The sequence below is a fragment of the Desertivirga arenae genome (assembly GCF_017355785.1).
GTDB lineage: Bacteria > Bacteroidota > Bacteroidia > Sphingobacteriales > Sphingobacteriaceae > Desertivirga > Desertivirga arenae.
In genome coordinates this window covers 23,244-37,332 of sequence record NZ_JAFEWE010000010.1, presented here as the reverse complement: position 1 = coordinate 37,332, position 14,089 = coordinate 23,244, and the positions used below count along the sequence as shown (strand labels likewise).

Annotated in this window: 18 protein-coding genes; 8 read left to right on the top strand and 10 right to left on the bottom strand. The window is 39.1% G+C overall.

Going from position 1 to position 14,089, the window contains the following annotated elements; all coding sequences use genetic code 11:
- The first annotated feature begins 542 nt into the window (after nt 1-542).
- Both J4N24_RS18215 and J4N24_RS18210 read left to right on the top strand, forming a co-directional pair.
- Entirely contained in the window at nt 543-1,262 is a 720-nt protein-coding gene (locus tag J4N24_RS18215) for a 3'-5' exonuclease (RefSeq protein WP_242691712.1), read from the top strand.
- Nucleotides 1,259-3,166: a DUF294 nucleotidyltransferase-like domain-containing protein gene (locus J4N24_RS18210; protein WP_207535152.1), complete on the top strand. Its 1,908-nt coding sequence runs from the start codon at nt 1,259-1,261 to the stop codon at nt 3,164-3,166. The genes J4N24_RS18215 and J4N24_RS18210 overlap by 4 nt, the downstream gene beginning before the upstream one ends.
- Nucleotides 3,167-3,264: 98 nt before the next feature.
- On the opposite strand, the gene J4N24_RS18205 is transcribed toward J4N24_RS18210, so the two are convergent.
- From J4N24_RS18205 to J4N24_RS18175, 8 genes are all read right to left on the bottom strand, one after another.
- On the bottom strand, nt 3,265-4,035 hold the full coding sequence (locus J4N24_RS18205; RefSeq protein WP_207535151.1) for an oxygenase MpaB family protein: 771 nt from the start codon (nt 4,033-4,035) through the stop codon (nt 3,265-3,267).
- Between the two features lie 15 nt (nt 4,036-4,050).
- Nucleotides 4,051-4,452 (bottom strand): ribosomal maturation YjgA family protein, encoded by a 402-nt coding sequence (locus J4N24_RS18200; protein ID WP_207535150.1) that lies wholly within the window; start codon nt 4,450-4,452, stop codon nt 4,051-4,053.
- 158 nt (nt 4,453-4,610) lie between these two features.
- Nucleotides 4,611-4,715 (bottom strand): hypothetical protein, encoded by a 105-nt coding sequence (locus J4N24_RS25610; RefSeq protein WP_501981604.1) that lies wholly within the window; start codon nt 4,713-4,715, stop codon nt 4,611-4,613.
- Nucleotides 4,685-4,825 carry a hypothetical protein gene (locus tag J4N24_RS25605; protein WP_242691711.1) on the bottom strand — a complete coding sequence of 47 codons (141 nt, stop codon included), beginning with the start codon at nt 4,823-4,825 and terminating at the stop codon, nt 4,685-4,687. Before J4N24_RS25605 ends, J4N24_RS25610 begins: the two co-directional genes overlap by 31 nt.
- Before the next feature lie 53 nt (nt 4,826-4,878).
- Entirely contained in the window at nt 4,879-5,181 is a 303-nt protein-coding gene (locus tag J4N24_RS18190) for a winged helix-turn-helix domain-containing protein (RefSeq protein WP_207535149.1), read from the bottom strand.
- Entirely contained in the window at nt 5,178-5,798 is a 621-nt protein-coding gene (locus J4N24_RS18185) for a hypothetical protein (protein ID WP_207535148.1), read from the bottom strand. Before J4N24_RS18185 ends, J4N24_RS18190 begins: the two co-directional genes overlap by 4 nt.
- 81 nt (nt 5,799-5,879) lie before the next feature.
- Nucleotides 5,880-6,569: a DUF2243 domain-containing protein gene (locus J4N24_RS18180; RefSeq protein WP_207535147.1), complete on the bottom strand. Its 690-nt coding sequence runs from the start codon at nt 6,567-6,569 to the stop codon at nt 5,880-5,882.
- An 8-nt stretch (nt 6,570-6,577) separates the two neighbouring features.
- Entirely contained in the window at nt 6,578-6,784 is a 207-nt protein-coding gene (locus J4N24_RS18175) for a hypothetical protein (protein WP_207535146.1), read from the bottom strand.
- A gap of 260 nt (nt 6,785-7,044) precedes the next feature.
- On the opposite strand from J4N24_RS18175, the gene J4N24_RS18170 reads away from it, so the two are divergent.
- From J4N24_RS18170 to J4N24_RS18145, 6 genes are all read left to right on the top strand, one after another.
- On the top strand, nt 7,045-7,455 hold the full coding sequence (locus J4N24_RS18170) for a cytochrome c maturation protein CcmE domain-containing protein (protein WP_207535145.1): 411 nt from the start codon (nt 7,045-7,047) through the stop codon (nt 7,453-7,455).
- 9 nt (nt 7,456-7,464) lie between these two features.
- On the top strand, nt 7,465-9,915 hold the full coding sequence (locus J4N24_RS18165) for a heme lyase CcmF/NrfE family subunit (protein ID WP_207535144.1): 2,451 nt from the start codon (nt 7,465-7,467) through the stop codon (nt 9,913-9,915).
- Between the two features lies 1 nt (nt 9,916).
- On the top strand, nt 9,917-10,687 hold the full coding sequence (locus J4N24_RS18160) for a Rossmann-like and DUF2520 domain-containing protein (protein WP_207535143.1): 771 nt from the start codon (nt 9,917-9,919) through the stop codon (nt 10,685-10,687).
- Between the two features lie 32 nt (nt 10,688-10,719).
- Nucleotides 10,720-11,052 (top strand): 2Fe-2S iron-sulfur cluster-binding protein, encoded by a 333-nt coding sequence (locus J4N24_RS18155; protein WP_207535142.1) that lies wholly within the window; start codon nt 10,720-10,722, stop codon nt 11,050-11,052.
- Nucleotides 11,053-11,058: 6 nt separating this feature from the next.
- Nucleotides 11,059-11,301: a Fe-S cluster assembly protein IscX gene (iscX, locus tag J4N24_RS18150; RefSeq protein WP_207535141.1), complete on the top strand. Its 243-nt coding sequence runs from the start codon at nt 11,059-11,061 to the stop codon at nt 11,299-11,301.
- 66 nt (nt 11,302-11,367) lie between these two features.
- Nucleotides 11,368-11,907, top strand: coding sequence for a KdsC family phosphatase (locus J4N24_RS18145; RefSeq protein ID WP_207535140.1), 540 nt, complete (start codon nt 11,368-11,370; stop codon nt 11,905-11,907).
- A 49-nt stretch (nt 11,908-11,956) separates the two neighbouring features.
- Here J4N24_RS18145 and J4N24_RS18140 read toward each other — a convergent pair whose 3' ends face one another.
- Both J4N24_RS18140 and J4N24_RS18135 read right to left on the bottom strand, forming a co-directional pair.
- Entirely contained in the window at nt 11,957-13,039 is a 1,083-nt protein-coding gene (locus J4N24_RS18140; protein ID WP_207535139.1) for a mannose-1-phosphate guanylyltransferase, read from the bottom strand.
- A 9-nt stretch (nt 13,040-13,048) separates the two neighbouring features.
- Complete coding sequence (locus J4N24_RS18135; RefSeq protein WP_242691710.1) at nt 13,049-14,014, bottom strand: KpsF/GutQ family sugar-phosphate isomerase; 966 nt, start codon at nt 14,012-14,014, stop codon at nt 13,049-13,051.
- Nucleotides 14,015-14,089 lie beyond the last annotated feature (75 nt).

Genomic DNA, 14,089 nt, shown 5'->3' with positions numbered 1-14,089 from the left:
GCTGTGTATGGCCCTGTGAAGCACTTTGTGAAGGTTTGCAGGATTTTTACGTGTTTTTGTAACCTATTCATAATCAGTTTCCTTTTGTTTTTAAAAGTTTTCTTATTACCTTGTCGAAAGTTCGTTATTATTAATTTTCGACCTTAAAGCTTGGAAAAAAGCTAATTAGTTGGTTTGGTTTTTGAAGTTTTACTAAGGAAAAGGAGAATTTATTATGATTCGATTCGGAGATATAAATGAGAAAACTTGCTCTAGATGTAATTCAAAGGATTTTGAAAGAGTAAGGAAATCGGCATTGGTACGAATGATAACCTTTGGGACTCAATCACTGAAAAAGTACCACTGTGCGAAGTGCTGGAAGAGTTTCTACATTGTGACGAAAAAATCTTCAGAGACAGCACATTATCAATATCAATAAGTTTTATTAACGCAGAATCCCGGTCAGTGCCGGGATTTCTTTTAATTCCTTGTTTTTTATCTTTTCTTTTTCATAGTTTGAACACTATATTTGAGTACTAACCATTTCAGTCGGGCCGATTAAAATGGATATACTTAAAAATGTGAATCAATATCTTCTATTCATAGACACTGAAGCGTCCGGTCTGCCGAAGAAGTGGAACGAACCTTATTCGAAACCTAACAACTGGCCAAATTCGGTACAAACTTCCTGGGTTATTTTCGATAGAGAAGGGCAGGAGATTAAACGTGAGGATCACTATATCCGTGACCAGGATTTCAAGATTAGCTCTTCTTCTATAAAAATTCATGGTATAACTTCTGATTATCTTGCTACTCATGGAAAAGACAGGAGAGAAGTTATGCAAAAACTTTATAATGATCTAACAACCTACAAACCGCTAGTTGTTGGACATTTTATGGAGTTAGATTACCATGTTCTTGCTGCCGACTTTTTACGTTCTAACCTGGCAAATCCTATCGAAGATCTTAAACTTCCTGCTTTCTGCACCATGATGGCGACGACCAAATTCGTAAAAAATCCTCAAAGGAAATTCATGAAGTTGGGAGAATTGTACGACTATCTTTTCCATGCCAGTTTAATAAAACCTCATAATGCTATTTATGATGCTAAAGCGACAGCTGACTGTTTTTTTGAACTGTTGAAGCGAGGCGACCTATCAGAACAAGAGGTAACATCTAATCCTCTTGATTTAACTTTAAAACCGAAAAAAGAAACACGTAATAGTTGGGCCTTTTTTTCGATAGTCCTTCTTTTTATCTTATTGATTGCGCTTGCTATATGAACGAACGTTTTGAGATTATAAAAAAGGTTAAACCTTTTAATATTCTTCCAGATAAGGTGCTACGCACCGTAGCTGAACTCTTAACAGAGGTAAGTTATACGAAAGATCTTCTGATTTACCATCAAGAAGTGACAAAGATGAAGGGAGTTGATATCATTGTAGAAGGAGAATATGAGTCATTCTTCTACGATACAGCGCACAACAAGCGTTTGGTGGAACACCATGGCCCCGGATATTGTTATGGCGGCGTTTCTGTGCTTCTTAATAGAAAAAAATCCCTGAGGTCTGTGATCGCTAAAAAGGGTACTAAGGTTTTTACACTTCCCCGCAAAGACTTCAAAGCCTTATGTAAAGCTTCTGAGGAGTTTTTTCATTACTTCTCAAAAGAGTATGGACGGCGGATGTTGAATGATGATTTTGCTCATTTTGCAAAGGCTCCTGCCACCTTTGAGGAGAGCTATATTGCCTCAGAACAGCTTTACTCCCGGAGGGTGGAAAGCGTAGAGCCTCGTGAAATCATATCCTGCCTTCCTGATACTCCAGCTTACGAGGCTGCTGCATTAATGGCCGAAAATAGGTTGAGCTGTTTGTTTGTTAAAAATTACGAGGGTAAGATTATAGGGTATCTGACCGATATTACGCTAAGAGATAAGATTATAGCAAAAAGGGGAGATGTTTCTGAAGCCGTTGCCAACATCATGGATAATCCCATCGTTTCCATAAGTGCTCAGGCATATGTGTACGAGGCTATCCTTATGATGTTTAGGACCAAAACACGTTATCTCCTTATTGAGGAAGAAGGTAAGTTTAAAGGCTTCATCAGCAGAAATAAACTTTTGAGTGAACAAGCTCAGTCCCCTTTAGTATTCATACAATCTGTTAAGCTTGCCCTTTCTGTAGAGGAATTGAAAGCGAAATGGGACAAGGTTCCTCAGTTCGTTAACCAACTTCTTGGACGTGGAGTAAATTCCGAGATCGTAAATGATGTGATCACTACCGTTGCCGATACGATAGCTGTTAAAGTAATAGAAAGTGTGATTGAGGAAATAGGGCAACCTCCTGCTAAATTCGTTTTCATGGTGCTGGGGTCGGAGGGGCGTAAGGAACAAACTTTGAAGACTGATCAGGATAACGCGATCATATACGAAGACAAGGCGAATGAGCAAAGGGAATTGGTACGCGAGTATTTTCTGAAGTTTGCTTCTATGGTTTCAGACAAACTTAATTTCATTGGATTCAGTTACTGTACTGGTGGATTTATGGCCAGTAACCCTAACTGGACTCACTCCCTATCTCATTGGAAGAGGAATTATACCAGTTGGATGCAGGAATCTTTACCAGAAACAGTGATTAAGTTTTCGACCTTCTTCGATTGCCGTTTCATCTACGGTGAAGAATCAATAATGAGTGAGCTTTTCGAGTTTCTTGATGAAGAACTGCAGAAGCCCATGGAAAAGTTGTTTGCGAATATGGCGAAGAACTCCCTTCAGTATGAACCGCCACTTACATTTTTCAAGAACATAAAAACGATAACTATAGGCTCTCAGGAAGTTTTTGATATTAAAAAAACCATGACCCCTATAGTTGACCTGGTACGTGTTTATTCTTTGAAGAACAGGGTTTTTAAAGTAAATACCGGGGAACGTTTGAAAGCACTGAAAGAGCGGGGTATTTTCAGTGACGTAGAATACAACGAGCTTATGCAGTCGTACTATTATCTGATGGGCTTGCGTTTAAAGAAACAGGCTAGTCAGATCATCTATGACAATACACCTCCTGACAATTACATTGACCCTAACCGGTTAACTAAAATTGAACGCGTTACGCTGAAGGAGATCTTTAGAACCATTGAAAATTTCCAGTCAAAGATTAGAATGGAATTCACTAATAACCTATTCGGTTAAGGTTGGAAAATAAATAAACAATCCGCAAAGGGTGCTTGTATTCTAGCTCGCCTTGCGGATTGTTTAAATTCTATAGCAATTGTTTATTTCGATTTACTTTAATGCTGGGCCAGGGGAATATCAAGATTTGCCACTTGCATCTTATACTCCTCAGGAAGGATGGCATTCTTCAAAAGTTGCTCTAAGCGGATTATCCTTGTCAGCTTGTAAACATACAACACAGGCAGTAATAATGGTAACTGTCCAAGATCGAGTAATTCACTAACTCTTTCCGGCACCACGAGCTTTTGTGCTTGTTTCAATAGTTGAAAGCGCGCAGCTCCCAAATGTTTGCGGTATTGTTGATAAAGATGGCCGGTAAAGGAACTGAATTCGAGATTATCTTTCAGATCGGCCTTTCGCATTTTTTGCCAGTCGGTATAAGTCAAAGGCAGTGAGGCTATCCCCATGTGCTCCCCAACCCGGTAAAATACATCAAATACCTCTTCTTTTTCTGCCATGGATAGTTCCCGTTCCAAAACTTCATATGACCGGATACTGTAATCAATTAGCATAAACAGCACGTCCCTGTAAGCCCATTCTGGTATTTTTGCCCCTCTGTTCTTTTCTACCGTAGCGTGTATCTGGGTTATTTTTTCTATTGCTTCAATTGCTTCTCCATAGTTTGAGAAAACTATTCTACGGGCGTAGGCTACAGTAGAAAATAACCTTCCCAGGGGATCTGCCGGGAGTTTTCCAGTAAAGTAAAGCCAATCTACCGCTTTGTTTAAAGCAAATTCTGCAGAAGCTCCCGCAAAAATAAACAGAATGGTATCGCTTTTTCCCCAAATCTTCCTCACGATGGAATCCGTCTTAACAAAATATCTCATGCTTCTGGTCTGCTGTTAAATGAAGAGCTGTTTTTCAAGGGTAGTACTTCTTGTGTTCGGCTCTATTGCTATTATGAACATGGCACCCAAAGAATAAGCCAAAATATCCCACCAGGAAAAGTAGTTACCCAGTAGGATATTCGCCGCAGTAGAATTACGAAGCCCAATAAGGTCGAGTACGTTAATATACTGCAGGGCCTCCACAACATAGGATATTAATAAAACCGCAATTACAGAGGGTTTTACAGGAATTTTTACAAAGGATTTTAATAAACAGTAGAGAAGAATTACAATTAAAAAATCACCCACATAAGGCCTTACAAAATCGTCGTGTAAATACTTTCCAATTAAAAATTCTACAATAAAAAGAGAAATAAAGAATCCGAAGTATCGGTTATTGAATGCAAGTTGTAGCATGTTGTGTAATTTAATTAGGTTTTATGTTGAACTTTTCCACAGGTATCTCAAGTCTCCCTTTTGGGGCAAAGAACAGATCGAATTATGGAGTATTGATTTTGTGGTTTAAGGTTGCCCATTTTAATTCAAACTGTTCCTGCCCATTAGGTGGGTTTAAGTTAGCCCTGGATCTCTGGGTTTAAGTTTTCTAGTGTTAACGGTTTGTTCCATTCAATTTTTGACGATAGATACATCAGTGTTGAGATAATGATAAATAGTCCGATACTTCCAAAGAGAAGCGCGAGATCTTGAAGTTTCCGATAAGCAATATTTTCATTAGGATTGATTCACCAAACCAGTTCCTTCCGCCTTGATTTTCCAGTGTTATTTTCATTGTTATGGGTATTTAAAGTACTTTGAATTTCAAAGTTTGCAGAAAAAAAAATATTACTTCTTTTGTTGTTTGATTAAATTTTCCAGCGCTTCGAGGTGCTTCTTAAAGGCTTCTCTACCCGCCGGTGAGGCCGCATATTGCGTGTTCGGCTTTCTTCCTATAAACGATTTAGTGACAGTTATATATTCCTCTTTTTCTAAAGCTTTAAGATGAGATGCCAGATTACCATCAGTAACGTTCAATAGCTCTTTGAGAGAGTTGAAATCGTAACTCTCATTTGCCACTAATACGCTCATTACTTGCAAACGTATCCTGTTTTCAAAAGCTTTATCGAATTGTTCTAATGATATCTTCACTTGTCGTATTTAAAATGCATAATAGCTCCATACAGTATATGCAGGAACCCGAACCCTATCACCCAAAAGACTAATCCAAAACCAGGCATCAATGCAGCCAACAAACCTAAGGCTATTTCGAGAAATCCGAGAAATTTTACATCAGAATAAGTATAATGACTTCCAGAGACAAGTGCGAGTCCATAAAATATCAGCGACACCGGCGCGATAATATCATATTCTCCTCTGGCAATAAGCGCCAGTATAAGAAATCCACCGGTAAAGAGAGGTATACAAAGGCTGGATAAAAGACGCTTACTTACAGGGTTCCAAAAATTTTCTCCTTTTCTTTTTGCCTGTCTGATAGTTAGCCATACTCCGGTACAGATAGAAAGGATTAGGACTGCCAGTGCAATCGCAAAAAGGGGCCAAAGGATCAAGGGCTCATTTACATAGAAATCTCTTAACCTTAAACCACTTCCTTCCCGGTAAACCAAGCGGTAAGCTATAAAGGCTCCTGTTAAAGCATAGACTCCTGCTAACACACCTGAAAGTCCGCTTAAGGAAATAAAGCGACTGGAGCGCTCCATCAGATTCCTAATAGAACTTAACTCTGAGTAAATATCTTCTTCTTTCATCTAAAAGAACTTTGTGGTTCAAAGTAAAGGTAAAAATATTACTTGTGCAAGTTTGATTGAAATTTTTTGACATAATCTGTACTATAAAGTATGGCTTGATCTTCTGATTAAAAAGATACCAATTAGCAGCATAACAATGAAAGCCACTAGAAAACTAATATTCCAGAGCTCAGGGTTAGGACTTATCTCTCTTACATTATGCAGTTTAAGTAGTTGATGGTCTATAATTCCTTCTACCAGATTAAAGAGGGCCCATCCGGATAGAATCCCTCCAATAAGTAGTTTTCCTGACTTATTTATATGGTTACGGAATTGGAGCTTCCAGAGTAGGATGATGCCAATTAATACAACAATAAAGCAGAAAAGATGGAATATGCCATCCCAGAACATGTTTACACTTTTATTAAGTAGCGTTGCAGGAGGTAAGCGATAGGAGATCATTTCGTGCCACTGCAGCATCTGATGAAGGACAATGCCATCTACGAAACCACCAAGTCCTATACCTGTTACTATAGATGCGGTTGACAAGGGGACAGGATCCGGAACTAGTACTCCATTTTTCTTGGTTAATAGTTTATACGATTTTGTTGATAGATAAGAAAATACGAATACGATAACTCCCAGAACAATGAATGCAGAAAGCATTGTGACAAGGTTCGGTAAAAAACTATCATCGTAAATGGCTTCCTGTAATTTTGTGTTGCAGCTAACACAAGCCCAGGTGTTCTGCACCAGCATCATGGCTGCGAAGCTCAAAGACGATTTCTTCATATTGCTTTCTAATTTCTTTCTTTGCTTTCCGATGATATGGAGTTAATTCTCCAGGTCATTCCTGTAAGACCTTTTGATTTTTGTGCTGTGAATTTAACTTTTCTTCCCCGAACATTGATTTCCCTTACGATAGTAGGATCTCTCGTTAAATTTGGGTCTGGTAGCTGTTTTAGGAAAACTTCCATTGCTTCAGACAAATTATCCTGATGCCTCATAATCTTATGTATTAGGTTTACGCTTAAGAATTACAACACTCATACCAGAACAACCATTGAGGACAGTAAAAAGGCTCTTTATTGCAACTATCCGTAGAAATACTGAGTTAAAGAAGCAAGCCCTGCAACTTTAATCAAATGCTCAGAACTTCTTGACGCTGCTCTGATTAATCTCCCAACCTTTCATTCTGTAAATCGTAATGTATTTGTAATTTTGCGGCACCGTAGTCGTTTGTCTGTAGTAAACACGCACAGTATTCATGAAGAAGAGTTCAATAATTGGGATTATAATCATTGCTATTGCTATAGGAGTAATCATCAGCACATATGCTGATTCTAGTACTTATGGCACCTTTGCCGATGCGCAAAAAACAGAGGATGAGTTGCATGTGGTGGGTAAATTGGATAAAGGGAAAGAGTTGATCTATAATCCGAAGCACGATGCTAACTATTTCGCTTTTTATATGCATGATAATAAAGGCAAGGAGTGTAAAGTGGTTTTCAATGGAACAAAACCTCAGGATTTTGAACGTTCTGAGCAGATTGTTTTAACCGGTAAGATGGTAGGCGAGGAGTTTCATGCTTCAAAGATATTAATGAAGTGTCCATCGAAATACAATAAGAATGAAGTTGAAGTTCAGGGAGCTGGTGCGTCTGAGGTAAAAATATAATTGGTTTTAATGGATATAAAATTTGAAGGTGAACACCTTCTGCCTGGTAGTTTAGGCCAGTTCTTTATCATATTGTCTTTTGGTTCAGCCCTTTTGGCTGCTATTTCTTATTATTTTGCATCGGTTAAAGACCTTCCTGATAACTCCTGGCGGAACCTGGGGCGTATTGCCACCTGGGTTAATGCTCTCGCTGTTATCGGAATTGGTTCCTGCCTGTTTTACATCATCTACAATCACCTTTTTGAATATCATTATGCTTGGGCGCATTCTTCAAAATCTCTTCCTACCCATTATATAATTTCAAGTTTCTGGGAAGGTCAGGAGGGAAGCTTTTGGCTTTGGATGTTCTGGCAGTCTCTTCTGGCCAATATTCTTGTCTGGAAGGCTAAGAGCTGGGAGAATTCTGTGTTAGCTATTGTAATGCTATCCCAAGTATTCCTTGCTTCCATGTTATTAGGGGTAGAGATCGTAGGCACTCGTATTGGTAGTTCTCCATTCATCCTATTACGTGATGCTATTCAGGCTCCGATTTTTTCCAGACCTGATTATCTTTCTTTGGTAGCTGATGGAAATGGATTAAATCCCTTGCTTCAGAATTACTGGATGGTAATTCACCCTCCAACTTTATTCCTGGGATTTGCTTCCATGATTGTTCCTTTCGCCTATGCCATTGCTGGATTATGGGAAAAGAGATTTAAGGATTGGACGGCTGTTGCCTTACCCTGGGCTTTATTTGCGGTGATGATCCTCGGTGCTGGTATTATAATGGGTTCTTTCTGGGCCTACGAGGCTTTAAACTTCGGGGGCTTTTGGGCATGGGATCCGGTAGAAAATGCTTCTATCATTCCATGGCTAACTTTAATTGCCGCGGTGCACGTGATCTTAGCCTACCGTCACTCCGGCCATTCCTATTTTACTGCAACTTTCCTTACCTTAATAAGCTTTGTACTTGTTCTATATGCTTCATTTCTAACCCGGAGTGGTATTCTTGGTGAAACTTCGGTTCACTCTTTTACCGATCTCGGTATGTTTGGACATTTGATCGCGTATATTGGTGTATTTGTGGTGCTTACTGTAGGTTTTCTTGTTGCAAGATGGAAGGAAATGCCGATAACGAAAAAAGATGAGGAGACTTATTCCCGCGAATTCTGGTTATTTGTTGGAGCGATAGTGCTTGCACTTTCTTGTGGGCAGATTATGTATACCACTTCCGGACCGGTAATTAATGCTATCCTTGGTACTAAAATAGCTCCTCCAATCGATGTTATTGCACATTACAATAAATGGCAGGTTCCGTTTGCTGTAGTTATTGCACTTATCTCTGGGTTTACCCAGTTTCTGAAGTATAAGAATACGGATCCGAAGAAGTTCTTTTCATCCATTATAATAACACTGATCATTTCAATTCTTCTTACTGCAGCTTTCGTATTTATAGCTAAGGTATACAGTAACTTAATGTATATTGTGCTTACTTTCGCCGGATTTTTCTCCCTGGTGTGTAATGGAAAAATTTTAATAGAAGCATTTAAAGGTAAGTGGAAACTGGCTGGTTCATCCGTAGCGCACATGGGATTTGCTTTGTTAGTGGTGGGTGCATTAGTAGCAGCTGCAACTAACAACGTTATTTCTTTAAATAGAACTGGTGTTGGATATGGCGAAGAGTTTGCTAAAGAAAATAATCCTAAAGAGAATATTATGCTCTACGAGAATGAGCCGGTGAGCATGGACAAGTATACTGTTACTTATCTCGGCGATTCTATCGTAGGCCCCAATACTTTTTATCTGGTTAATTATAAAGTTATTGATAACGGTAAAGTAAAGGAGAATTTCACTCTTTATCCAAATGCACAGCAGAATGCAAAGATGCGTTCTATTGTAGCTTCTCCGGATACCAGACATTATTTACTAAATGATATTTACACCCATGTAAGCAGTGTACCCTTGCAGCAAAAATCAAATGGGCACCAGCAGGAGATTGACGAACAGCAAAATTCCGATGATGCTTATGACACCCCTTCTGCTTCGATGGTTTCTCCGGGAGATACTGTAAAATATCGAAATGGATATATCCTTGTAAAAGGAGTAAATAGGAATGCAAAGATCGAAAAGATTGAATTGGCACCCGGCGATTTAGCAATCGGTTTGGACCTTGAAGTTCACAACAATAGTGGAAAGGTATATAGTGCACAACCGTTATATTTAATCAAAGGAGGGAATGTTTTTGACTTTGGGAAAGCTATTGATGAAGAAGGTTTGAAACTACGTTTTTCTAAGATAGACCCTCAGCAGGGTAAACTTGAATTAACGGTACTTCAGAAGAAGCCAGCAGAAAAGAAATGGATTGTGATGAAAGCGATCAAGTTCCCTTATATTAACCTTTATTGGGGTGGAAGTATCATCATGGTAATTGGTTTCCTTCTTTCTATATTCAGAAGAAACAAGGAAGTTAAGACGGCTTAATATGAAGATCACCCTTTTAGGAAGCGGCAATGTTGCTACCCATTTGGGTAAGGCCTTACAGGAAAAGGGGCATACTATCGTACAAGTTTGGAGCAGGTCAATTGAGAATGCAATAGAACTGGCTACTCAGCTTTTGGCAGAAGGAGTAAATACTTTCGAGGCCATTCTTCCTGATGCAGATGTCTACATTATAGCAGTATCTGATACTGCTATTGGGGATATAGCGAAAGCTTTTCCTTTCAGGGACAAGCTGCTTGTTCATACATCCGGAACAACAGGACTTGAAGTGCTGGAAAGCGCGTCTGAAAGAATAGGTGTCTTTTACCCCCTGCAAACATTTTCTAAACAGCGGCCCCTGAATTTTAAAATAATACCAATAGCTATAGAGGCGAGGGACATTCAGATAGAAAACGTACTAAGGGACCTTGCCAGCTCTATTTCTGAAACTACGGTTGTTTTCGATTCACAAAAAAGAAAGGCTCTTCACGTAGCTGCCGTCTTTGCCTGTAACTTCAGCAATCACCTTTATTCTATAGCGGATGGAATCTTAAAGGATAGTGGGTTAGACTTTTCTCTTCTTCGTCCCCTGATAGAGGAAACTGCGTCAAAAGTGCAAAGTTTTTTTCCCCATGAAGTTCAGACTGGTCCTGCTGTAAGAAATGATCAAATGACTATTAATAAGCATGTTGAGTTTTTTAAAGAAAGACCTGAACTGGAGGAAATATATAGATTGATCAGTCAAAACATTATCAATTTCTATCAAAAGGCTTAATGAGGAGACAATTTTTATAATTTTGCGCAGCAATGAAGATTTTTAATATAAAAATAAATTTTGAAGAGGCTGACCATGAAAGCGTAGTACTTCCTATTGCAGAGGGCGAATCTGTTTTGGACGTTTGTATGGATCACGGTATAGAACTGCAACACAACTGTGGAGGAGTTTGTGGATGTAGTACTTGCCATATTTACGTCAATAAAGGAATGGACAATCTTCAGGAGATCTCTGATAAGGAGGAAGATTTCATCGATAGGGCAGTAGATCCCCGTATCAATTCAAGGTTAGGCTGTCAATGTGTAGTAATTGACGGTGATATTGAAGTAACTCTACCGGATCAAACTCAATTTTTAGGACATTAATATTTTATGAGTCAGGATAAATTTGCATTACCTTTTACCTGGAGCGATTATGAAGATATCGCGATGGGCTTATATGAGAAATTTGGAGACGACTTTGATGAGTCGAAGATATACCGAATTCGTTTTACTGAATTGATGGATTGGGTACTTTCTCTCCCAAACTTTGTCGGTAAACGCGAAGAATGTAATGAAGGCCACCTTGAGCAGATCCAGTCAACCTGGGTATACGAGTGGCGCGATAATCAATAATAAGAACTTTAATCCCGGTTAAGACAAATTTCCGGGATTAATTTTAACTCCTTCCGTTTTTACCCTATGTCTTTCCTTTCTAAACTTAAAGATATTAAAGCCTTTGTTCTTGACATTGATGGCGTCCTTACTGATTCAACCATTCTGATTACAGAAACAGGCGAGCAGTTGCGAAGATTTAATGTAAAAGATGGGTACGCTCTGCAGTTGGCGGTAAAGAAAGGGTATTTCTTCTGCGTAATATCAGGGGGAAAATCTCACACGGTTGTATCGCGTCTTAATGGTTTAGGAATTACCGATGTTTATCTGAAAGTAGATAAGAAGTTGGACGTATTTCATGATTTTTTAAACAAGCACCAGTTGAGCGCAGATCAAGCTGTTTATATGGGGGACGATATTCCTGATTTACCTGTAATGAAGGTGGTTGGGATTGCTGCATGTCCGGCAGACGCAGTTGAAGAAGTTAAAGCGGCAAGTTCTTATATCTCTTCTAAAGGAGGCGGTGAAGGCTGCGTTCGGGACGTAATTGAAAAAGTTTTAAAGGTGCAGGGAAAATGGTATGACTCGAATCCCTCGGGGCAGGAAGAGTTGATCCCGTCTTTATAGAAGAAATCTGAGAATGCTTAGATTCTCAGATTTCTGTATCTAATTTAACTTAGATGTATTCTGTTCCAAATCTTCCCTTCACATCAGCAACGATTTGTTTAACCGCTTGTTCCTGTGACTTAGGGCAGATCATCAACGTATTATTCGCTTCCACTACAATGTAATCATGTAGTCCTTGTAGGATTACCAGTTTCTCTCCAGGTACATTCACCATACAGTTAGAGGAATCATACATGATAACCTTATCTGACGGTATAACCGCATTCCCCACATAGTCTTTTTCTGCTAGCTCGTATACAGAAGCCCAGGTACCAAGATCTGACCATCCGAAATCAGTTGGTAATACATACACATTGTCAGCTTTCTCCATAATACCATAATCAATGGAAATATTAGTACACTGATAGTAGGCATTTTGAATGAATGCTTGCTCTGCTTCTGTATTGAAAACGCTTTCTCCTTCTACAAAGATATCATTCATCTCTGGAAGGTAGCTCGCAAAAGCTTTTAAGATAGCTGTCGCCGACCATACGAATATCCCTGCATTCCACAAGAAATCTCCACTTTGAACAAAGGTCTTAGCCAGTTCAAGATTTGGTTTTTCTGTGAAGGTTTTAACCTTATGAAAGTTCTCACCTATGGTATGTGAGTTATATTGAATATATCCGTATCCTGTATCAGGACGAGATGGTTTGATACCTAGAGTAACCAGGCACTGATGTTCAACAGCTGTTTTCAATGAATCGTTAATGTTCCTTACAAATTCATCTGTATCAGTGATCAGGTGATCTGAAGGCGCGACAACGATAGAAGCATTTGGGTTTAAGAGACTTATTTTATGACAAGCGTAAGCAATACATGGTGCTGTATTTCTCATTACAGGTTCACCTAATACTTGCGAATCAGAGATGTCTGGTAATTGTTCTTTAACCAGATCTCTGTAAATGTCGTTGGTTACAATATAAATATTCTCTTTGGGAACAATTTTAAGAAAGCGATCATAGGTATGTTGAATAAGGGTTTTCCCTGTACCCAAAATGTCGATAAATTGTTTTGGATGTGCGGTTCGGCTAATCGGCCAAAAGCGGCTCCCAATGCCACCGGCCATAATTACGGCATAAAAGTCCTTCATTTGTATATATTATAAAAATCCTTCTTTTAGTAAATCGTGTAAATGTATGATTCCTTTGTAAATATTTCCTTCAGTAACTATTAATTGAGTGATATTATTTGCACGCATTACATCGAAAGCAGTTGCAGCAAGCTCTTCACTTGCAATTTGTTTCGGACTTGTACCCATAATGTCCTTTGCCGTTAATCCATCATACAAATCGAACTTCTCCATCATTCGCCTGATATCCCCATCAGTAATAATACCCGCTATCCGGCCCTGGTCTACTACTGCAACAGCTCCAAGCCTGTTTTTGGTGATCTCCAGAATTACCTTTTTAATCGATGCATCCGGATCTACCTCTGGCTTCTCGTTATGAATGTAAATATCAGCTACTTTAAGGTATAGCCTTTTTCCTAGAGAACCACCCGGATGATATTTGGCAAAGTCGGCAGTGGTAAATTCTCTGCATTCCAGCAGACATACCGCAAGGATATCACCCATCACTAGTTGTGCCGTAGTGCTGGTGGTTGGAGCAAGGTTGTGCGGACAAGCTTCTTTTTCGACAGTTGTATCGATGATGTAATTAGCTTGTTTCGCCAGGTAAGATGAACGATCGCCCACCATCGCTACCAAAGGGTTTCCGGCAAGTTTAAGAAGGGGAACAAGGACCTTGATTTCAGGAGTATTCCCACTTTTTGAAATACATATAACCAGATCATCATCCTGAATAATGCCCAAATCTCCATGGATAGCATCAGCGGCATGCATAAAGATAGCAGGAGTACCCGTTGAGTTAAATGTGGCTACGATCTTCTGAGCAATGATTCCGCTCTTCCCAACCCCTGTAATAATTACCCTGCCTTTTAATCCAAGTATCTTTTCTACTATCAGGGCAAAGTCATTATTTAGTTTAGACATTAACCCGGAAATGCCTTCCGATTCAATTTGCAATGTCCTTTGGGCAATTTGTATGATATCAGTAATTGTTTTCAAATAATCTTTTTTTAAATAATCATACGATTTTCCGGCAAAAATATGTTATTTTGACGTTAAATTTAGCCTTTCTAA

Coding starts and splice junctions, on each gene's coding strand:
- J4N24_RS18215 (WP_242691712.1), top strand. CDS start 543: ATGGATATACTTAAAAATGTGAATCAATATCTTCTATTCATAGACACT.
- J4N24_RS18210 (WP_207535152.1), top strand. CDS start 1,259: ATGAACGAACGTTTTGAGATTATAAAAAAGGTTAAACCTTTTAATATT.
- J4N24_RS18205 (WP_207535151.1), bottom strand. CDS start 4,035: ATGAGATATTTTGTTAAGACGGATTCCATCGTGAGGAAGATTTGGGGA.
- J4N24_RS18200 (WP_207535150.1), bottom strand. CDS start 4,452: ATGCTACAACTTGCATTCAATAACCGATACTTCGGATTCTTTATTTCT.
- J4N24_RS25605 (WP_242691711.1), bottom strand. CDS start 4,825: ATGAAAATAACACTGGAAAATCAAGGCGGAAGGAACTGGTTTGGTGAA.
- J4N24_RS18185 (WP_207535148.1), bottom strand. CDS start 5,798: ATGAAAGAAGAAGATATTTACTCAGAGTTAAGTTCTATTAGGAATCTG.
- J4N24_RS18180 (WP_207535147.1), bottom strand. CDS start 6,569: ATGAAGAAATCGTCTTTGAGCTTCGCAGCCATGATGCTGGTGCAGAAC.
- J4N24_RS18175 (WP_207535146.1), bottom strand. CDS start 6,784: ATGAGGCATCAGGATAATTTGTCTGAAGCAATGGAAGTTTTCCTAAAA.
- J4N24_RS18170 (WP_207535145.1), top strand. CDS start 7,045: ATGAAGAAGAGTTCAATAATTGGGATTATAATCATTGCTATTGCTATA.
- J4N24_RS18165 (WP_207535144.1), top strand. CDS start 7,465: ATGGATATAAAATTTGAAGGTGAACACCTTCTGCCTGGTAGTTTAGGC.
- J4N24_RS18160 (WP_207535143.1), top strand. CDS start 9,917: ATGAAGATCACCCTTTTAGGAAGCGGCAATGTTGCTACCCATTTGGGT.
- J4N24_RS18155 (WP_207535142.1), top strand. CDS start 10,720: ATGAAGATTTTTAATATAAAAATAAATTTTGAAGAGGCTGACCATGAA.
- iscX (WP_207535141.1), top strand. CDS start 11,059: ATGAGTCAGGATAAATTTGCATTACCTTTTACCTGGAGCGATTATGAA.
- J4N24_RS18145 (WP_207535140.1), top strand. CDS start 11,368: ATGTCTTTCCTTTCTAAACTTAAAGATATTAAAGCCTTTGTTCTTGAC.
- J4N24_RS18140 (WP_207535139.1), bottom strand. CDS start 13,039: ATGAAGGACTTTTATGCCGTAATTATGGCCGGTGGCATTGGGAGCCGC.